Origin of the sequence: Actinomadura sp. WMMB 499 (genome assembly GCF_008824145.1) — a bacterium.
Taxonomy (GTDB): domain Bacteria; phylum Actinomycetota; class Actinomycetes; order Streptosporangiales; family Streptosporangiaceae; genus Spirillospora.
This window is the reverse complement of the sequence record NZ_CP044407.1, coordinates 3,364,285-3,383,623: the sequence shown is the minus strand read 5'-3', so window position 1 is coordinate 3,383,623 and position 19,339 is coordinate 3,364,285. Positions and strand designations below refer to the sequence as shown.

At 72.5% G+C, this 19,339-nt stretch carries 18 protein-coding genes; 9 read left to right on the top strand and 9 right to left on the bottom strand.

Annotation, left to right across the window (positions count from 1 at the left end; translation table 11 throughout):
- Positions 1-71 precede the first annotated feature (71 nt).
- The 7 genes from F7P10_RS43300 to F7P10_RS14710 all read right to left on the bottom strand — a co-directional run bounded on the left by F7P10_RS43300 (position 72) and on the right by F7P10_RS14710 (position 8,149).
- Positions 72-473 carry a hypothetical protein gene (locus tag F7P10_RS43300; protein ID WP_218040508.1) on the bottom strand — a complete coding sequence of 134 codons (402 nt, stop codon included), beginning with the start codon at positions 471-473 and terminating at the stop codon, positions 72-74.
- Positions 466-1,290: an FAD-dependent monooxygenase gene (locus F7P10_RS14735; RefSeq protein ID WP_218040507.1), complete on the bottom strand. Its 825-nt coding sequence runs from the start codon at positions 1,288-1,290 to the stop codon at positions 466-468. Before F7P10_RS14735 ends, F7P10_RS43300 begins: the two co-directional genes overlap by 8 nt.
- Positions 1,287-2,687 (bottom strand): MFS transporter, encoded by a 1,401-nt coding sequence (locus F7P10_RS14730; protein WP_151009863.1) that lies wholly within the window; start codon positions 2,685-2,687, stop codon positions 1,287-1,289. Before F7P10_RS14730 ends, F7P10_RS14735 begins: the two co-directional genes overlap by 4 nt.
- 142 nt (positions 2,688-2,829) lie before the next feature.
- A complete protein-coding gene (locus tag F7P10_RS14725; protein ID WP_151009862.1) occupies positions 2,830-5,319 on the bottom strand; it encodes an ABC transporter permease in 2,490 nt (829 codons plus the stop codon).
- Complete coding sequence (locus F7P10_RS14720; protein ID WP_151009861.1) at positions 5,316-6,143, bottom strand: ABC transporter ATP-binding protein; 828 nt, start codon at positions 6,141-6,143, stop codon at positions 5,316-5,318. The genes F7P10_RS14725 and F7P10_RS14720 overlap by 4 nt, the downstream gene beginning before the upstream one ends.
- A gap of 123 nt (positions 6,144-6,266) precedes the next feature.
- A complete protein-coding gene (locus F7P10_RS14715; protein WP_151009860.1) occupies positions 6,267-6,938 on the bottom strand; it encodes a response regulator transcription factor in 672 nt (223 codons plus the stop codon).
- Positions 6,935-8,149, bottom strand: coding sequence for a sensor histidine kinase (locus F7P10_RS14710; protein ID WP_151009859.1), 1,215 nt, complete (start codon positions 8,147-8,149; stop codon positions 6,935-6,937). Before F7P10_RS14710 ends, F7P10_RS14715 begins: the two co-directional genes overlap by 4 nt.
- Before the next feature lie 51 nt (positions 8,150-8,200).
- On the opposite strand from F7P10_RS14710, the gene F7P10_RS14705 reads away from it, so the two are divergent.
- The 3 genes from F7P10_RS14705 to F7P10_RS14695 all read left to right on the top strand — a co-directional run bounded on the left by F7P10_RS14705 (position 8,201) and on the right by F7P10_RS14695 (position 11,571).
- Entirely contained in the window at positions 8,201-8,833 is a 633-nt protein-coding gene (locus tag F7P10_RS14705) for a TetR/AcrR family transcriptional regulator (protein WP_151009858.1), read from the top strand.
- Between the two features lie 38 nt (positions 8,834-8,871).
- Positions 8,872-9,135 carry a hypothetical protein gene (locus F7P10_RS14700; RefSeq protein ID WP_151009857.1) on the top strand — a complete coding sequence of 88 codons (264 nt, stop codon included), beginning with the start codon at positions 8,872-8,874 and terminating at the stop codon, positions 9,133-9,135.
- Positions 9,136-9,234: 99 nt separating this feature from the next.
- On the top strand, positions 9,235-11,571 hold the full coding sequence (locus F7P10_RS14695; protein WP_151009856.1) for a helicase-associated domain-containing protein: 2,337 nt from the start codon (positions 9,235-9,237) through the stop codon (positions 11,569-11,571).
- Between the two features lie 402 nt (positions 11,572-11,973).
- Here F7P10_RS14695 and F7P10_RS14690 read toward each other — a convergent pair whose 3' ends face one another.
- A complete protein-coding gene (locus F7P10_RS14690) occupies positions 11,974-13,422 on the bottom strand; it encodes an aldehyde dehydrogenase (protein ID WP_151009855.1) in 1,449 nt (482 codons plus the stop codon).
- Between the two features lie 192 nt (positions 13,423-13,614).
- Between F7P10_RS14690 and F7P10_RS14685 the strand changes: the two genes are divergently transcribed.
- The 3 genes from F7P10_RS14685 to F7P10_RS14675 are packed head-to-tail and all read left to right on the top strand — an operon-like array spanning position 13,615 to position 16,078.
- On the top strand, positions 13,615-14,904 hold the full coding sequence (locus F7P10_RS14685; RefSeq protein WP_151009854.1) for an aromatic ring-hydroxylating dioxygenase subunit alpha: 1,290 nt from the start codon (positions 13,615-13,617) through the stop codon (positions 14,902-14,904).
- Positions 14,901-15,236 (top strand): hypothetical protein, encoded by a 336-nt coding sequence (locus F7P10_RS14680; protein ID WP_151009853.1) that lies wholly within the window; start codon positions 14,901-14,903, stop codon positions 15,234-15,236. Before F7P10_RS14685 ends, F7P10_RS14680 begins: the two co-directional genes overlap by 4 nt.
- The gene (locus F7P10_RS14675) at positions 15,233-16,078 is read left to right on the top strand and encodes a TauD/TfdA family dioxygenase (protein ID WP_151009852.1); all 846 of its coding nucleotides are present in this window, start codon (positions 15,233-15,235) and stop codon (positions 16,076-16,078) included. Before F7P10_RS14680 ends, F7P10_RS14675 begins: the two co-directional genes overlap by 4 nt.
- A gap of 26 nt (positions 16,079-16,104) precedes the next feature.
- Here F7P10_RS14675 and F7P10_RS14670 read toward each other — a convergent pair whose 3' ends face one another.
- Entirely contained in the window at positions 16,105-16,725 is a 621-nt protein-coding gene (locus F7P10_RS14670; RefSeq protein ID WP_151009851.1) for a TetR/AcrR family transcriptional regulator, read from the bottom strand.
- Between the two features lie 181 nt (positions 16,726-16,906).
- Here F7P10_RS14670 and F7P10_RS14665 point away from each other — a divergent pair, with 181 nt between their 5' ends.
- The 3 genes from F7P10_RS14665 to F7P10_RS14655 are packed head-to-tail and all read left to right on the top strand — an operon-like array spanning position 16,907 to position 19,328.
- Positions 16,907-17,929 (top strand): ferredoxin--NADP reductase, encoded by a 1,023-nt coding sequence (locus F7P10_RS14665; protein WP_151009850.1) that lies wholly within the window; start codon positions 16,907-16,909, stop codon positions 17,927-17,929.
- Positions 17,930-17,943: 14 nt separating this feature from the next.
- On the top strand, positions 17,944-18,708 hold the full coding sequence (locus tag F7P10_RS14660; RefSeq protein WP_151009849.1) for an SDR family NAD(P)-dependent oxidoreductase: 765 nt from the start codon (positions 17,944-17,946) through the stop codon (positions 18,706-18,708).
- Positions 18,705-19,328, top strand: a complete 624-nt coding sequence (locus F7P10_RS14655; RefSeq protein ID WP_151009848.1) for a carboxymuconolactone decarboxylase family protein — start codon at positions 18,705-18,707, stop codon at positions 19,326-19,328. The genes F7P10_RS14660 and F7P10_RS14655 overlap by 4 nt, the downstream gene beginning before the upstream one ends.
- The last annotated feature ends 11 nt before the right edge of the window (positions 19,329-19,339 follow it).

The following is a 19,339-nucleotide window of genomic DNA, read 5'->3' as shown; positions in this document are numbered from 1 at the left end:
GGGAACCACTGATCTCGCAGGGGGTGACTCCGACCTTCCTGGCCGGGGGAAACGGCATCAGCCGGCCCGGCTCAGATGGTGGGCGCGAACTCGGGGAGCGTGAGGGCCGTATGGGCCGGGCGGCCCTCCGGCGGAGGCATGGTGCCGAGGCTGCGCAGGCTGCTGTTCCGCTGCTCCAGGGCCTGCTCGGTGGTCGGGAAGAGGGTGGCGCCGCCCTCGCCGACCAGCCCCTGATTGGCGGTGACGAACTTCCGGGTGTCGCGTTCGTAGGCGGTGAAGCCCGCGGCGTGGTCCCGGTCGGCCAGGGAGCCTGCGAGCATGTACGCGCCGACCAGTGCGAGGCTCGTGCCCTGTCCGGTCAGGAACGAGGGCGCGTACGCCGCGTCGCCCACCAGCGCGACCCTCCCGCCGGACCAGCGGGGCATGCGGATCTGGCTGACCGCGTCGAAGAACACGTCGTCCGCATCACGCATCGCGGCCAGCATGCCCGGGACCTCCCAGCCGGCGTCGGCGAAGACTTCGGTTACGAGGTCCTGCTGGGCTTCCGGGTCCGCGAACGCGTCGAACGGCGGCTCCGGCTGTGCAAAGTTCAGGAAGGCGTGCACGTCGTCGCCGTCCCCTGCGGCGTAGAGCGCCGCGGCCCGGCCCGGGGTGTTCCACATGATGGTCTCGTGGGAGAGGGGCGAAGGTATTGGGCATCGTGAATACGGCGAAGCAGTAGCCGAGGTAGCGGTGGAACCGCTCTTCGGGGCCGAACACCAGCCTCCGGGTGCGGGAGTGCATCCCGTCCGCACCGGCCACCACGTCGAACGTGCGCTCGCCGCCCCCGCGGAAGGTGACGTCGACGCCGTGGCCGGACTGGTCGAGGGTGTCGATCGAGTCGTTGAACACGAACTCCACGTCGTCGCGCACTGCCGAATAGAGGGCGTCCGTCAGCTCCCCGCGGGGTACCTCCAGGTCGTGTCCCGCGACACCGCCCGTGATTCTGTGCGGATGCAGCGAGGTCACTTCGCTGCCGTCCCCGTTGAGGAACGTCAGCCGACGCACGTCGATGTGCGCTTCCCGGAGCCGGGGCAGGATCCCCATCTTCCGGACGACCTCGAGTGCGGTGCCGCGTACGTCGATGGGGTAGCCACCGGCCCGTGGTGCGGCCGCCTTCTCCACCACCGTGACCGCGTACCCGTGGCGGACGAGCCAGTACGCGAGGGCGGGTCCGGCGATGCCGGCGCCGGAAACGAGGGCCGTGCGCCTTGCAGCGGTTCGGACGTCCGTGAGTTCGGTGCGGGTCATTTCTTGGTTCCTTCGCTCATGGTGCGGGTGACGAGAAGCGACAGCGCCGTGACGGCGCCGGCGATGACGAAGCCGGTGACGAAGGCCGATTCGGCCGGGACGTCCGATCCGGAAGGGATCTGCGCGGTGAGGAGCGCGCCGCCGAGCTGCGCGCCCACGGCGAAGCCGACCACGCGGGTCACCAGGACCAGGCCGGTGGCGATGCCGGTGTCGCTCTGCTCCACGGACGTGGCGGTGCCGGTCACCATCGCGGTGACGCACAGGCCGTTGGCGAGCGCGACCAGCGCCTTGCCGACGACGATGTGCCATACCTCGGTGTGGACGGCTGCCAGGCCGAGCAGCGAGACGGCCATCAGCACGGCTCCGGACGTGACCACGGCGCGCGAGCCGAAGTACCGCGTCCCGAGCCCGCCCAGCGGACCGGCCAGCGACGCCATGACGGCGCCGGGCAGCAGGAAGAAGCCGATCTGGGTGGCACCGGCGCCGAATCCGTACGCGTCGGTGGGCACCGCCAGCAGCTGCGGGACGAGATAGACCGCGACCGCCGTGCCGACGCAGATCACGAACGTCAGCACGCACGACTTCCACACCGCGGGACGTGCGAGCATGTGCAGATCGATCAGCGGCGCGGATACGCGGCGCTCGACGGCTGCCCATCCCGCCACGAAGGCGGCCAGCAGCAGGACCAAGGCGGCGAGCACGAGCGGCTGCGCGGCGATGTCGGGCGCCACCGCGAGCGTGAGCATGAGCGTGACCAGCGCCCCTCCCAGCAGGAGCAGGCCGGGCCAGTCGATCCCGGCGTCGTCGGGCCGTCCGGGCGGATCGTCCGGCATCAGCCTGCTCACCAGCAGGACGGACGCGGTGACCGCGATGGTCGGCAGCGCGAACATCCAGTGCCGCGACAGCCCTTCCGCCACGGGCCCGGCCGCCAGGGTCCCCGCCATCGTGCCCCCGACGAACAGCCCGCTGACCACCCCGATGGCGACCTTCGCCCGTTCTTCGGGGAGGTGCTTGCGCACCACGATGAACGACAGGGGCAGCGCGCCCACCATCGCTCCCTGCAGTACCTGGCCGAGCAGCAGCACCGGCAGGTTCGGGGCGAGGGCGGACACCAGGCCGCCGGCCGAGACCACCGCCATCAGCCGGACGAGGACCCGCTTGCCCCCGTAGCGGTCACCGAACTTGCCGGCCACCGGGGTGATGAGCGCGCCCGTGATGAGGAGCACGATGCTGAGCAGCGCCCCTTCGGCCGGAGTCATGTCCAGCTCGCGTTGCAGGAGCGGGAGCGTCGGTGTCACCACCGACTCCAAGGCGCCGCAGGCGATCGCCAGCATGCCGAGCGCCCCGATGGCGATCTTGCTGATGGGGACGGCCGGGGGAGCCGAGATCGTGGTCATGAGTGTCCTTTTCGTCGGTCCGGGCGAGGGGGCCGTCCGCGTGGCGCCGCCGTTTACAGTGCGCGCTGCGGCGCAGGCGGGCGGTCGATGGCGGGGGGCGGGAGCCGGTGCGGGTGCCGGGCGTCCGCCCGTCCGCCTGCGCCTAGGGTCGGCGGCGTAGCGCTCCCCGCGCGGGAAGCGTGACCGCGAGGAGCGTCAGCGCGCCGGCGGCGGCCGCGAAGGACCCGTACACCAGCGGCGGGACGTACGGTGCCTCGCCGGTCATGCCGCTCATCATCGGGACCAGCGTGGCCGCGGCGATCGCGGAGCCGAGGAGCACCCCCGCGGCCGACACCAGCAGGCCCTCCCAGCCGAGCATCTGCAGGACCTGCCGCCGGGTGGAGCCGACGAGGCGCAGCGCGTCCAGCTCGCGGCGGCGGTCGAGGACCGTCATCACCAGGGTGTTGACGGCGGCGATGGCGGCGAAGCCACCGAGAAGCGCGGCCATGGTGGTGTTCATCCAGGCGCCGGTCTTGGCGTCCAGACTCCGCTCGGTGGCGAACCCTGAGGCGTCGGTGACCTCGCCCAGGGCGGCGAGCGGCTGCCGCGAGCCGCCGCGTACGAGCAGCATGCCGTCGAAGCCGGAGGTGGTGTGCCCGGCCAGCGACGCCCGGTCCATCGTCACCGTGGCCAGGCCGAGCCCGCGGCCGTAGACCGCGACGACCTCGGGCCGGACCTCGGTGCCGTCCGGGAGGAAGAGCGGCATCCGGTCGCCGACGCCGACCTTCGCCGTGCCCGCCAGCGTCTTGTCGATGGCGATACGGCCCGCGCCCATCCGGTCGAGGCTGCCCTCCAGCACGTCCAGGTCCTGCACCATCGCCAGCTGGGCGCCGGAGCCGACGCCCTGCGCCGCCGCGCCCTGCAGCGCCTTGAACTCGCCGGAACCGGTCGGCACCAGCACCAGCGTGTTGAGCACGCCGACGGCCGCCTCCACGCCGGGCATGCGGGCGGCCCGCTCCGCCGCGTCCACCGGGAGCCCGGCGGGAGCGGTGACCACGTGGGCCGCCGTGATGCCCGCGCGCCGTTGCTCGTCGGCGACGTGGCGCTCGCTCGTGTTCATGAAGACGAGCGTCGAGGCGAAGGCCATGGCGAGCGCGATCGGGGTGATCGCGGAGGCGAGGCGGCGGGCGTTGGCACGGGAGTTGGCGCCCGCGAGCCAAGCGGCGGGCCCCGCACCGCGCAGCGGCAGGCCGAACAGGCCCGCGCACAGCCGCGCCACCAGCGGGCCGAGCAGCCCGACGGCGAGCATGAAGCACATGACGACGCCGAGGGCGGCACCGGCGGCGCCGTCACCGGCCGAGACCGCCGCGACGCCGGCGAGCGCCGCGCCGCCGACCAGGGCCGCCACGCCCAGGACGGTACGGACGGCGCCGGGCCGCACCCGCTCGACGGACGCCTCGTAGAGCGCCTGGCCCGGCTTGGTCTTCGCGGGCCTGCGCCCGGCGATCCAGCCGGCGCCGAGCGCGGTCAGCAGCCCCGCGCCGACGGCGGCGAGGAGGGGGAGGCCGGAGACGTGCACCCGTACGGCCTCGGGGATCGCGCCGCGGTCCTGCAGCTGTCCGAACCACCAGTGGGCGAGCCCGATGCCGGGCAGGGTGCCGAGGAGCCCGGCGAGCGGCGCGACGAGCAGCGCTTCGGCGGCGACCGCGCGGCGGACCTGCCGCGGGGTGGCGCCGATGGCGCGCAGCAGCGCGAACTCGCGGGCCCGCTGCCCGACCGACAGCGCCACGGTGCCGGCCGCGGTGAAGACGGCGACGATGGCGGCGATGCCGCCGAACGGGCCGCCGATGCCGAACAGGGTGTCCTTCGCGTAGGCGAGGCCCGGGTCCTCGACGGCGCCGCGGTCGTCGCCGGTGTGCACTTGGACGCCGGAGCCGGCCAGGGCCTTCTCGACGGAACCGGCGAGGGCGCCCGGGTCCGTGCCGTCCTCGGCCAGCACGGCGATGGCGTCCGCCTTGCCGGGGTGGCCCGCCAGCGCGGGCGCCTGGGTGTCGGCGAACCAGGCGGTGCCGCCTGCCGCGCCGGCGTCCGCCGCCGCGGCCTCGGCGATGCCGGCGACGCGGAAGGTACGCCGCCCGGCAGTGGTTTCGAGCGCGATGGCCCCGCCGACGGACGTCTTCGCGGCGCGGGCCGTCCCGGCGGCGAGCACGACCTCGCCGGGGGACGGCGCGGCGCCCCGGGTCAGCGCGGAGCCGGTGAAGGCGTGCGAGCCCCATCCGTGCGCGGTGAGCGGGGCGCCCCCGGCCAGGACCGGGAACGTGAAGTCCGGCACCGCCGCCCGCGCCCCCGGCACCCGGGCGGCCTTCGCCGCCAGCGCGGCGTCCACGCGTGCCGTGTCCGGCAGCGGCACCGCCTCCCGCTCGCGGTCCTCGCCGCTGCCCGTCACGACGTACTTGTACTGGTCGGCCGCGGCCACGACCGGCGCCTGCGCGTACCGCTCCGCCGGGACCGACGCGCGCAAACCGGTCTCGAGCAGGATGCCGCAGGCCGAGACGATCAGCGCGGACATCACCAGTGCGACGAACGTCCCCGCGAACGACGCGGGCCTGAAGCGGACGGCGGCGCGGGCCAGTCCGTTGGGTTTCCACCTCACGCCGCCGCCCCCGCCATCGTGGCCGCGTGGGCGGTACGGGCCGGGAGCGCGGTCATTCGCGCCGCGATCTGCTGCGCCGAGCCGCGCTCCAGCCGGTCGGCGAACGCGCCGTCGGCGAGGAAGAGCACGCCGTCCGCCCAGGCGGCCGCCGCCGGGTCGTGGGTGACCATGACGACGGTGGCGCCCAGCCGGTCGACGGCGTCCCGCAGCAGGCCGAGCACCTCGGCCGCCGTGCCGGTGTCGAGGGCGCCCGTCGGCTCGTCGGCGAAGATCACGTCCGGCGACGTGACCAGGGCCCGGGCGACCGCGACGCGCTGCTGCTGGCCGCCGGACAGTTCGGCGGGCCGGCGCCGCGCCTTGTCGGCGAGGCCGACCCGGGCGAGCACCTCGGCGGCGCGGCGGTGGTCCCGGCGGCGGCCGGCGAGCCGCATGGGCAGCAGCACGTTCTCCTCCACGGTCAGCGACGGCAGCAGGTTGAACGCCTGGAAGACGAAGCCGAGGCGGCTGCGGCGCAGCTCGGTGAGCTCGTTCTCGTTCAGGCCGGTGATCTCGGTGCCGCCGAGGCGGACGGATCCGCCGGTGGGCCGGTCGAGCCCGGCGGCGCACTGCAGGAAGGTGGACTTGCCCGACCCCGACGGGCCCATCACCGCGGTGAACGTGCCGCGGGGAAGGGCGAGGTCGATGCCCGCGAGGGCGTGCACGGTGCCGCTGCCGCGGCCGTAGCCCCGCCGGACGTCGCGCAGTTCGACGGCGAGCCCGGGGCCGGCGTCCGGGGCGTCCGGTCGCGCGTCCGCCGTGCGCCGCTTGCCACTGCGTAGCTTCATGTTCACGCCTTTCGTGATCTTCATGTGCCGATGCAGTGGAGTGTGCGGCGGCGGCTGCGCGCCGTGCGTCATACCGGGGAGCCGATGTCCACCCCTACGGGCGTAGGGGGCGGCGGGAGGCGGCTACTCGCCCGCGGTCACCAGCCCCGACTCGTACGCGAAGACCACCGCCTGGGCGCGGTCGCGCAGGCCGAGCTTGGTGAGGACGCGGCTCACGTGCGTCTTCACGGTCTGCTCGGCCAGTACCAGCGTCTCCGCGATCTCCGAGTTGGACATGCCGCGGGCCACCAGGGTGAGGACTTCGGTCTCGCGTTCCGTCAGGGCTTTCAGCCGCAGCGCGGGCCTGCCCTTGGCGGGGGGACGCCGCCGGGCGAAGTCCGCGATGAGGCGGCGCGTCACGGAGGGGGCGAGCAGCGCGTCGCCCGCGGCGACGATGCGCACCGCCGCGATGAGGTCGGCGGGCGGCGCGTCCTTCAGCAGGAAGCCGCTCGCGCCCGCCCGCAGCGCCTCGTAGACGTAGTCGTCCACGTCGAACGTCGTGAGCATCAGCACGCGCGGAAGGTGCGCCACGCCCGGCGAGGGCGTGAGGAGGCGGCGCGCGCCCTCGAGCCCGTCCATCTCGGGCATGCGGACGTCCATCAGCACGACATCGGGACGGGTGCGCCGGCTCAGCTCGACGCCCTGCGCCCCGTCGGGGGCCTCGCCCACCACCTCGATGTCGCTCTGGGCGGCCAGCAGCGCGGCGAAGCCGGCCCGCACCATGGCCTGGTCGTCGACGATGATGACGCGCGTCACGTGGGGTCCCTTTCGTTCAGCGGTAGGTGGGCGGCCACGCGGAAGCCGCCGTCAGGCAGCGGTCCCGCCTCGAGCGTGCCGCCGACGAGCCGGACCCGTTCCCGCATGCCGACGAGGCCGTGCCCGGTGCCGCGCTCCTCCAGCGGCGCGGCGGGCGGTGCGGGCGGGGGCCCGTTGACGACGAGGACGGCGAGCCGCCCCCCGTCCTCCGCCACCGCCACCCGCGTCGCGGCGCCCGGCGCGTGCCGCACGACGTTCGCGAGGGCCTCCTGGACGATGCGGTACGCGGAGAGCCCCACCGCCTCGGGCACGTCGGCGTCGCAGGAGGCGAACTCGACCGGCAAGCCCGCCCGCACCGTCGCCTCCACGATCTGCCCGATCCGCGTCAGGTCGGGCTGGGGCGCGAGCTCGCCGTGCGTCTCCTCGTTGCGCAGCACGCCGAGGAGCCGCCGCATCTCGCCGAGCGACTCGCGCGCGGTCGCCGCGATGGACGTGAACTCCTCCCGCGCGTCCGTCGGCAGCCCGTCGAGGCGGTACACCGAGGTGTCCGCCTGCACCGTGATGACGGACATGTGATGCGCCACCACGTCGTGCAGCTCGCGCGCGATGCGGGCGCGTTCCTCCAGCAGCGTCCGCCGGCCGCGCTCGGCCTCGCTGATCGTCTCCTGCTCGGCGAGCCTGCGCTGCGCCTCGTACCGCTCGCGGAGTGCGGCGCCGAGCACGAGGGCGACGCCGCCGAGAATCGTGAGCAGTGTGTCCCGGGCGCCCGTGCCGTGGGGTGCGACGAACCCGAGGGCGACACTCGCGCCCGCCGTCGCCAGCCACACCGCCAGCAGCGTCCGGCGCGACTCGCGCAAACCGAGGGCGAGGCAGAGGCCGATGTACCCGACGATCTCCATGGGCGGGAACGGCCAGAGGAGCCGATCCTCAAAGTCGACGGTGAGCAGGGCGAGCGCCCCGGCGACGTCCGCGGCGAAGACCACGCACCAGGCCCGCAGCGGCCGGACGACGGCGAGCAGCAGCGGCGCCGACTGCGCGACGGCCAGCGCGCCGGCGACGGCGCCGTTCAACCCGTAGTCGGCGCTGAGCACCGTGATCGTCGTGGGCAGCAGGGCGAGGAACAGCACGAACGCCACGACCCAAGGAAGCAGTCGCACCCACCGCCGCGGAGCCTGCGCGAGCAGTGCGCGCGGCTTTTCCACTGACGCCATGAGCCGAGACTACACTGCACGGTGCAGTGTAATAAGGATAGGGTGTGCTCCATGCCGACCACGAAGACCCTGCGTGAGGGGTCCGCGCAGAAGCGGGCCGCCATCCTCGCGGCGGCCCGGGACATGTTCCTCGCCGACGGTTTCGACCGCTCCAGCGTCGACGCGGTCGCCGCCCGGGCCAAGGTGTCCAAACGGACGGTCTACGACTATTTCGGCGACAAGCGCACGCTGCTCAAGGCGGTCGTCGACGACATCGGCCAGTCGCTCGTCACGGCCGTCCGGCGCACCCTGGACGACACCCTCACCGACCGCACCCAGGCGGCCGACCTCGAGGACGCCCTGGTGACGTTCTCGATGCGCATCGCCACCGACATGCTCGGCTCGGCCGAGTACGCGACACTGCAACGGCTGGTCCGGACGGAGTCCGGCCATCTCCCGCGCCGCGGCTACAGCTCCATGGCCGACACCCCCGACGAGGAGCTCGCCGAGCGGCTCGCCGCCTTCGCCGAGGCCGGGCTGCTCGACGTCCCCGACCCCCGGCTCGCGGCCGACCAGTTCATCGCGCTGACGTTCGGCGTCGCGCTGGACCGGTTCGGTTCCGCGAACGCCGCGGAGGACACCCGCGTCCAGCCCCTCGTCGTCGAGGGCGTCCGCACCTTCCTCCGCGCCTACCGAACCACGTAGGCGAACCGGCGCGCAGAGGGCCTCCGGCCTGCACGCCGGTGCCCGACCAGACACGTCACGGGCCGAGGAGCCCGCGCGCATGGCCAGGGCTCGCCTGGCCGGGGCGTGGCAGGTGCTGCGTCCTGGCGGTCACCACCACCGCCCGCCAGTATGGCGGACGGTTCGTCGGCTCGGGGCCGCGCATCGTCCGTCAGGCGCAGCGGTACGTCCAGCACGTCATCGCGCTGCGCGTTCCCGTCGCCGGTGACATCCTCGCTGTCCAAGCCGGCCCCACCGACTTCGCCGAACTCACCGCACCCTGAACGCGATCGCCGGTCGGCTGGGGTACGGACCCTGTTGTTCGGCTCGCCGACGGTCGCACGCGGTGGCATCGTGGGCGAGTGACGCAAAGGGGGCGAGGTGTGACGGGTTCGTTCAGCACATGGCTGGCGGGGTTGAGCCGGGAGGAGGTCGCCGGCCTGCTGACCGAGCGGCCGGACGCATCGGCCGACCCGGAGCCGTTGACGTTGGGTGAGCTCGCGGAGCGGCTGTCCGGCCTACGCGGGGTCATGGCAGCGTTCGCCACCTGCGATCTGCCCTCGGTGCAATTCGCGGAGGTGCTCGCGGCTCTCGGCGGTACTGCGGCGAGGGCGGACGTCGAGGCGTTGCTGGGCGCCGCGCCGGACGATTCCGAGAGGGTGCTGGACGGTCTCGTCCGGCGCGGCCTCGTCTGGCCGGCGGATGGTCTGCTGCATCTCGTGGAGCCGTTGAGGGAATGGCCGATCGGGGATGGACCGCTTGGCCTGGGGCCATCGGCCGCCGTTCTGCTGCCGCGTCTGAGAGCCGAGGATCTCCGCCGGATCGTCCGCGGTCTGGCTGTCGAGCCATCGGGGAAGCGCAAGGCCGAGTTGCTGGACGCGGCTCTCGCGGGTCTGGGTGACGCGGAACGGGTGCGGCGCGTCGTGGCCGCTGCGCCGCGACGGGAGCGACACCTGATCGAGAAGGTCGCGCGCACTGGCCGCGTGGACGACTACCAAGGTATGCACCTGTTCGGCCAGGACGGCCCGTATGCCTGGGCGCTGGCCCGGGGGCTCCTCGTCAAGCTCGACTGGCTGGAGCCGCTCATGCCCGCGGAGGTGGCGCTGGCGCTGCGCGGCCCGTCCTATCAGGCGCCTTTCACGCCGGCCGCGCCGGCCGTCGGCACGGTCGCGACGCGGGAGGGCACGATGACGGCGGAGTTCGCCGCGGCGTCGGCTCGCGCCGTGGAGCAGATGGAAGCGGTGCTCCGGTCCTGCGCCGCGGAGCCGCCGATCCGTCTGAAGGCCGGTGGTGTCGGTGTCCGGGAGCTGCGGCGGACGGCCAAGCAGACCGGATGTTCCGAGGACGTCGTCCGGCTCTGGCTGGAACTGGCCGTGGCCGAGGGGCTGCTGGCCTGGCGCGACGGCGCACTCGTTCCGACGGCCGAAGGCGGTGAACCGCTGCAGGCCGCCGCGCGCTTGGCATCCATGCTGCGTACCTGGGCGCAGCTGCCATGCCTTCCAATGCTGGACGACCCGGAGAGGGGCCGTGGCGCTCCTGTGGACACTCGGGCGTACGATCCAGCGGCGCCCCGGCTGCGCGCCGCGGTGCTCGAAGCCCTCGCCGGCCTTCCCGGAAGGCACGGCGCGACCGGACCCGAACAACTGGTCGCGGCGGTGACATGGCGGTCCCCGCTCCTGTTCGAGGACGCCGAGATGGCACCGCCTTACATCGCGGCCGTCTGGCAGGAGGCGGAATCGCTCGGTGTGCTCGCCCATGGCGTGCTCACTCCGACCGGCCGCGCGCTGGCCGGCGACGCCCAGACGACGCTGGATGAGGCCGCCGCGGACGTGCTGGAAGCGGCCTGCGGAAAGGTGCTCCTGCAAAGCGACCTCACAGCCGTGGTCCCCGGGCCGCCCGCGCCGTGGCTGGCCGAACTGCTGGATCTGGTCGCCGAGCGCGAGTCCCGGGGTACCGCCTCGGTGTGGAGGTTCAGCCTGGCCACCGTGCGGCGCGCCCTGGACGCGGGCCGCTCCGCCGAAGAGATCCGCTCCGACCTGGAGGCGGCGGCGGGTACCAACCTGCCGCAGCCGCTGGCGTACCTGATCGACGATGTCGCCCGCAGACACGGGGAGATCACCGTCACCGCGCTCGCCTGCGCGATCTGCTGCTCCCGTCCCGCGTTGCTCGCCGAGATCCTGGCCCATCGAGGGCTGCGCCGGCTGAGGCTGCGGGAACTGGCGCCCACGGTGCTCGCCAGCGCCGAGCCGGTGGACCGGACTCTTGAGGCTCTGCGGGCGGCCGGCTACGTACCGGTCGATGCGGGCGATGGTGGCGCACCCGTGATCGAACGCGCACCGGTACGCCCCGCACGCCGCCGGAAGCGTCCGGCCTGGAAGGACGAGGCTTCCCGGCCGCGCACGCCGATCGAGCTGGCCGCCCGGCTGCACGGAACGTCACCGGATCCGCCCGCCGAAGCGGACGGCGTCGAGGCCCGCATGACGGACCTCGCTCCGCACCTGCCGGTTTCCGAACGGCGCATGCTGGTCCACGCAGTGCGGACGGGCACTGCCGTCGGCATCGATTACGTCAACGGCGAGGGCAATCCCACCGTCCGTGTGATCGAGAAGGCCCGTCTCGACGCCCCCTTCCTCACCGCCTGGTGCCGGCTGCGCGACGACGAGAGGGTCTTCCACATCGGCCGCGTCCAGGCCGTAACTCCGAGCGTTCTCATGACCTGAGGACCGGCCACCTCCGGGGCCTCGGCGTGGGGAGGCTTGGCTCATGTGATCGAGAAGATCCGGCTCTGCGCCTCCTCCTCACCCGCCTGGTGTCGACTGCGCGACGACGAACGGGGCTTCGAGGTTCCCCCGTTGCGCGGACACCCTGATGCTGCCCCGGTCACCAGGCTGGTGGTGACGACCGTGGGCGCCGGTGAGACGACGTCGGACGTCCTCTTTCTAGCCTCAGGCAGGCCCCAGACATGATCCCCGATGCCTCCGAGGGCAGGTGTTTGCCCTGGTGAGGGGTGGTGGGTCGCGTGGGACTTCGAACCCACAACCTACGGATCAAGTTGCGGAGAATTCGGTCCAGTCGTATCCTGCGCGGTCTCCCGATCGTCGGCGGGCCCGGTACGGCGGACGCTACGAGGCCGCGACGGAGATCGACTTGACGTCCAGATAGCCTTCGAGTCCTTCGCGGCCGAGTTCGCGGCCGTACCCGCTGGCCTTCACGCCGCCGAAAGGGGCTGCGGGGTCCATCGAGTACCCCTGGTTCACGCCGAACGTCCCGGCGCGCACCCGCGCGGCCACGTCGAGTCCGTGCTCGATGTCGGTCGTGAACACAGAGCCGGCCAGGCCGTACTCGGAGTCGTTGGCGATGCGGACGGCCTCGTGCTCGTCCCGGTAGGGGATCACGACGATCACCGGGCCGAAGATCTCCTCACGCGCGATCCGCATCGAGGGATCTACGTCGCCGAACACCGTGGGCCGTACGAACCACCCGCGCTCGACGCCGTCGGGCAGGCCGGTGCCGCCGGTGACGAGCCGGGCGCCCTCCCGGACGCCCGTGTCGATGTACCGCCACACGCTCTGCTGCCGGCGTTCCGTCACGAGCGGGCCCATCTCGGTCCGCCGGTCGGCCGGATCGCCGATCCGGATGCCCGACAGGACGGCCGCGAGAGCGTCGGAGTACTCGCCGGCGCGGTCAGCGGGTACGAGCACGCGGGTGAGGGCGTTGCAGATCTGACCGGCCATGCCCATGCCGGAGAACCGGACGGCCGTCGCCACTGCCTCCGGGTCGGCGTCCTCCAGTGCGATGGCCGCGGACTTGCCGCCGAGTTCGAGGCCGACCCTGGTGAGGTTGGCCGCGCATGCCGCCGCCACCTGCCGGCCGACCGCCGTGGAGCCGGTGAAGGAGACTTTGTCGAGGCCGGGGTCGGCGACGAGGTGCGCGCTCGCCTCGCGGTCTGCGGGGATGACGTTCACGACGCCCGGCGGCAGGCCCGCCTGATCGAGCAGGCCGGCCAGGAACAGTGCGTCGAGCGCGGCTTCCGGTGCCGGTTTGAGGACGACGGTGCAGCCCGCGAGCAGCGCGGGAACGACCTTGGCCACCGTCAGGAACTGCGGCATGTTCCACGGGACGACGGCGGCGACGACGCCGACCGGCTCCTTGCGCAGGAGGACGTCCCGTCCGTAGACCCCGGGCCGGTCCTCCTGCCACCGGTACCCGTCGGCGATGTCGGCGAGCGCGCCCATCATCGACCACGGCAGGGTGACCTGCGCCCGCTCGGCGAACGAGATCGGGGCACCCAGTTCGGCGGTGATGAGGTCGGCGAGCTCGTCGCGGTGCTCGCCGTAGAGTCCGGCCAGCCGGCGGACCGCCGCGACCCGTTCGGCCGGGTCGCTTCGCGGCCATGGCCCGTCATCGAACGCCCGCCGCGCCGCGGCGACGGCCCGGTCGGCGTCCGCCGTGCCCGCCGCGGCCGCGCGGCCGATCGGCCGCTCGGTGGTGGGGGAGATCAACTCGATGCTCCGGCCGGTGGCCGGGGTGACCCGGTCGCCGCCGATGAACAGGTGCTCACTGTCTCTCATGGACGCTCCCTCAGACCGGAACGGGTGTTCGGCGCGGACTCGACCGCGGGGGTACCGGCCCGTGGGACTCGTGCACCGCCTCAGCGCGAGACCTTGCGGCTGCCGTCCGTAGCGTGTTATCCACATGTTAGTCAGTCGATGAACATCTTGTACAGGTGTCATCGAGGGAGAGACGCGAACGGGAGGACGGCCATGGCGCGCTCGGGGAAACCGACGCAGGCCAGCTGGACCGGACGGCATCCGACGATGGGCACCGGCCTCGTGTCGTACGAGGACTCGATCTCGCCGGAGTTCTACGAGCTCGAACGCGAGGCGATCTTCCGGCGGGCGTGGCTGCACGTCGGCCGGATCGAGGAACTGCCCCGCAAGGGGAGCTTCTTCACCAAGGACCTCGACGTCGCCAAGACGTCGCTCATCGTCACGCGGGGCCTGGACGGACGGGTTCGCGCCTTCCACAACGTGTGCCGCCACCGGGGCAACAAGCTGCTGTGGGGAGAGACGCCGCGGGACGAGACCAGGGGCACCTGCCGCGAGTTCATGTGCAAGTACCACGGCTGGCGGTACGGCCTGGACGGCGCACTGAAGTTCGTGCTCCAGGAGGAGGAGTACTTCGACTTCGACAAGGCCGACTTCCCGCTCGTCCCGGTGCACTGCGAGGTCTGGGAAGGGTTCGTCTTCGTCAACCTGGCCGACGAGCCCGGCCAGTCGCTACTCGAGTTCCTCGGACCGATGGTGCGGGGCCTCGAAGGGTATCCGTTCCACCTGTTCACCGAGCGGTACGCGTTCAAGGCCGACCTGCTGAGCAACTGGAAGATCTTCCTCGACGCGTTCCAGGAGTACTACCACGCGCCGATCCTGCACTCGCAGCAGCAGGTCCCGTCGCTGCGCAGCTTCCAGAACGGCTTCAAGGTCCCGCACTTCCAGATGGACGGGCCCCACCGGCTCATCAGCACCGGCGGCTGGAAGGGCGTTCCCCGCCACATGACGCCGCCCGATCAGATGTATCCGATCGAGCACGCGACCGGGTCCGGCCTGCTGGGCCCGTGGGAGCGCCCGGACATTCCCGCGCTCGACCCGGCCGACCTGCCCGCGGGGATCAATCCCGGGGGCCTCGATCCGTGGTCGATCTCCAACTTCCAGATCTTCCCCAACTTCGTGATCCTGCTCTACGAGCGGGGTTGGTACCTGACGTACCAGTACTGGCCGACGTCCCACGGCACGCACAGGTGGGAGATGTCGTACCACTTCCCGCCGGCGCGGAACGCGAGCGAGCGGATCCGCCACGAGGTCACCGCCGTGGTGTCCAAGGAGGCCGGCCTGCAGGACGCGGGCACCCTCGACGGAACCCAGCTGGGGCTCGAGTCGCGGGTCATCGACGGCTTCCCGCTGTGCGATCAGGAGGTGACGGTCCGGCACCTGCACGCTGTCGTGGACGAGTGGGTGCGGTCTTACCTGCGGGACGGGCAGGAGGTCCCCGCGTGAGCTCCAGCATGCTTCCGGACGGGTTCGCCGACTGCGAGCCCTTCGCCGCCAAATGGTGCATCCCGACCGAGGCGGCCCGGTACGCCGAGCGGCTGAACAGCACCATGGCGGAGATGCAGCTGTTCTACGACGCGATGTTCCCCCGCGTGCCCGGCGCCATGGCGCACTTGGACCGGTTCCCGCTGCACGAACTGCCCGAACGCGAGCTGAACCTGCTCCATCTCGTGTACTCGCTGATCATGGTTTCGCTGCCCGTCGAGGTCTGGAAGCAACCGCGGGTCATCGACTCCGGCACCGCCTACTTCGACCGCCACCTGGAGCCCGCCCCGTGACGACGACCATCACCTGCGAACCGCTCGCCGCCACCGTCGGCGCCGAGGTGAAGGGCCTCACCGCCGAGCGGCTGGCCGGGGACGACACCGTCGCCGGGGCCGTCCTGGAGGCCCTGGAGCAGTACGGCGTCCTCGTCATGCGCGGTCTGGACCTGGATCCGGAGACCCAGGTCGCCTTCGCCCGGCGACTCGGCGAGATCGACTACGAGAACGGGCACCACGCCGTCCCCGGGATCTACCGCGTGACCCTGGACAAGTCGAAGAACGCCGCGGCCGACTACCTGAAGGCCACCTTCGAGTGGCACATGGACGGCTGCACGCCCCTCCACGGGGAACCGCCGCAGAAAGCCACCGTCCTCAGCGCCAAGGAGGTGGCCGCCAGCGGAGGAGAGACGGAGTTCGCCAGCACCTATGCCGCCTACGACCTGCTCGGGGACGGGGAAAGGGAACGGTTCCGCTCGATGCGGGTCGTGCACACCCTCGAAGCATCCCAGCGCCGGGTCAACCCCGACCCCACTCCCCGGCAGGTCGAGCAGTGGCGGAGGCGGCCGACGTCGACCCATCCGCTGGTATGGACGCGCCGGACGGGCCGGAGGTCGCTCGTCATCGGCGTCCACGCCGACCACATCGTCGGGATGGACACCGGCGAGGGGCGGACGCTGCTGCGGGAACTGCTCGACCGGGCGACGGCTCCCGGTCGCGTCTACCGGCACCGGTGGTCGGTGGGAGACACCGTCATCTGGGACAACACCGGCGTCGTGCACCGCGCCGTGCCCTACCCGCCGGACTCGCCCCGCGAGTTGCTCCGCACGACGGTCTTCGGGGACGAACCGATCCGCTGAACCGGCCGGTGGCCTGCCGGCCGCGTCTACTCGGTGCGGCCGGCGACGGCCCCGTCCGCGGCGGACCGCCGGTCGCCCTCGAGCGCGCGGATCTCGCGCTCGATGACCGCGACCGTCTCGGCGTGGCCGAGGTCGAGGCCGAACCCCTCCTCGATATGCATGAAGCGGGAGAACCCGGCCATGAGCAGGATGAGCGACGCGGGCGGCCAGCGCTCGGAATCGACGCCGTAGCCTTCGAGCACGCGCGGGAGCGTCTCGAGTTGCAGCACCCGGAACCTGCGCGAGTATGTGGCGATCTCGGTGCGAATGGCTTTGCGGTGATTGGCCAGCGCGGTGAACTCCATGATGAGCGCGTTGCCCGAGAAGTCGTGGGTCAGCTCCCAGAAGGCCCATAGCGGCTGCGGGGACCGCAGTGCCCTTTCGAGCCGCTCCAGGCTCCGCTCGGCGCCCCGGCGGAAAAGCTCGACGAACAGGTTGTCCACCGTTCCGAAGTAGTAGAAGACCAGCGCGTTGTTCATACCCGCCTTGGCTCCGATCCGGCGGGTGGTGACGGCGGCGTAGCCCTCCTCGAGCATGAGTTCCTCGGTGGCGTCGAGCAGCGCCGTGCGGGTGGCCGAGTCGTCGACGGGGCTCCGCCGTGCCGGCATGTGCGTTCCCTCCCGGGCTTCGGTCGTCTTTCCAGTATGGCGCCCGGTCGCACGCGATGGGCTCTTGCCCCCGGCACGCCGCTCGTGTTAGTCATGTGATGAACAGTGTTAGTCGCCCGATTAACACGATGTCCCGGCGGGACGAGGTGTACGCCGGCGACGTCGGATCGATGGGAAGCCCATGCCCGCAGACGCGGCTCCACAGCGCCACCGGTACCACCCGCTGCGCGTCCGGCGCATCGTCCAGGAGACGCCGGAGGCCCGCTCGATCGTGTTCGAGGTGCCGTCCGAGCTCGCCGGCGTCTTCGCCTTCGAAGCGGGCCAGTTCGTCACGCTCCGCGTCGCCCGGGACGATCGGACCCACGTGCGCAGCTACTCGATGTCGTCGTCGCCGGAGGCGGACGGCGAACTGCGGGTGACCGTGAAGCGGGTGCCGGGGGGCCTGGTCTCGAACTGGCTGAACGACGGCGTCGAGAAGGGGGACGTGCTCGACGTCGGCCGTCCGGGAGGGGCCTTCGTTCTCGATCGGGGCGGGCACGACATCGCCGCGTTCGCGGCGGGCAGCGGCATCACGCCCGTGTTCTCGATCCTCAAGACCGCTCTGGCCACCACCGACCGGCGCGTCCGCCTCCTCTACGCCAACCGGTCCCGGGACGCCGCCATCTTCGGCGACGAGCTCGACGCGCTGGCGGCACGGTATCCGGACCGCCTCCTCGTCGAGTACCACGAGGATCTGGTACGCGGCTTCATCGACCGTGAAACGGTGGCCCGCCATGCCGGCGACGCCGTGCACGCCGTGCACTACGTCTGCGGACCGGACGGCTTCATGGACACCGTGCGGGCGGCGCTGCGTGACCTCGGGGTCGACCGGACACGGATCCGCGTCGAGCGGTTCACCCCGGCCGAGCAGCCGGCGGCGGGCGCGGTCGACGGTCTCACGGTGACGATCAAGCTCGGCCGGACGACCGCGACCGCCGTGCACCGCCGCGGCGACACGATCCTGCAGACGGCGCGGTCCGCGGGCCTGCGGCCTCCCTCGTCCTGCGAGACGGGCACGTGCGCCACCTGCATGGCCCGCGTCGTGCAGGGACGTGCGGACATGCGGAACAACGATGCGCTGACCCCGGACGAGGTCGCCGAGGGATGGGTGCTCACCTGCCAGGCGGTGCCGCGGAGCCCAGTGATCGAAGTCGTCTACGGATGAGGAAGGACGGAGCGATGCCGCAGACCCATGGGCGGCGGTCCAGGGTGGCCGTGGTCACGGGCGGGGCGTCGGGGATCGGCGAGGCCACCTGCCGGCACCTGGCCGAGCGGAACCACCGCATCGCCGTGCTCGACCTCGACGGCGACGGAGCGAGCCGGGTCGCCGAGGAACTACGGGCACACGGCGGAGAGGCGCTAGGGCTCACCGCCGACGTCACCGACCGCCCGGCCCTCGACGCTGCCTTCGCCGAGATCCGCGCGACGTTCGGGCCGGCGGAGATCCTCGTGACCAGCGCGGGCCTCGTCGCGTTCGACCCGTTCGAGAACATCACGCCCGAGCGGTGGAGCCGCCTCATCGACGTGAACCTCACCGGCACCTTCCACTGCTGCCAGGCCGCCGTGCCCGACATGGTCGCGGCGCGGTGGGGCCGCATCGTCACGATCTCCTCGTCCAGCGCGCAGCGGGGCTCGCCCACCATGGCGCACTACGCCGCGGCCAAGGGCGGGGTGATCGTGCTGACGAAATCGCTGGCCCGCGCCTACGCGCCCCACGGCATCACGGTCAACAGCATCCCGCCGTCCGGGATCGAGACCCCGATGCAGCACCGGTCCCAGGCCGAAGGCGACCTGCCCGCCAACGAGGTCATGGCCGGGACCATCCCGCTCGGCCACCTCGGGACACCCGACGACATCGCCGCCGCGGCCGCGTTCCTCACTTCGGACGAGGCGGGTTTCATCACCGGGCAGGTCCTGGGCGTCAACGGCGGAGCGGTGCTGTGACCGGGGACGCCGCGCCGCGGATCGGGCCGCTGCCGGCGGACGAATGGGCCGAGGAGCACCGCGAGCTGCTGCACGGCAACCTGGCCCGCGCCGACCGGTACCTGAGCGGCGCCGCCGACGCACCGCCCATGCCGTCGATCCTCGGCCTGCTCGCCCGGCATCCCCGGGTCGGCGCGCCCTGGCTGGCGTTCAGCGGCACGCTGCTGGACGGAGGCACACTCGACCCGCGCGACCGCGAACTGCTGATCCTGCGGGTCGGCCGACGGACGCGCTGCCGCTACCAGTGGGACCAGCACGTCGGCATGGCACGGGCCGCGGGGCTGACGGCGGAACAGGTCGCCGGGGTCCCTGAGGGCCCCGACGCCGAGGTCTGGAGCGAGCGCGACCGCGACATCCTGCGCGCCGCCGACCAGCTGGTGGACGACCACACCGTCGACGACGCCGCCTGGGAACGCCTCGCCGCCCACTTCGACGAGCGTCAGCTCCTCGAACTGCTCTTCGTCGTCGGCGGCTACGTATGCCTGGCCATGCTGCTCAACAGCGTCGGGCTGGAACCCGCAGGCGGGTCCGGCCCGAACAGCGGGCCCGTCCGCATGCCGGAAGGCGACCCCGTTCAGTGACCGCCCCCGAA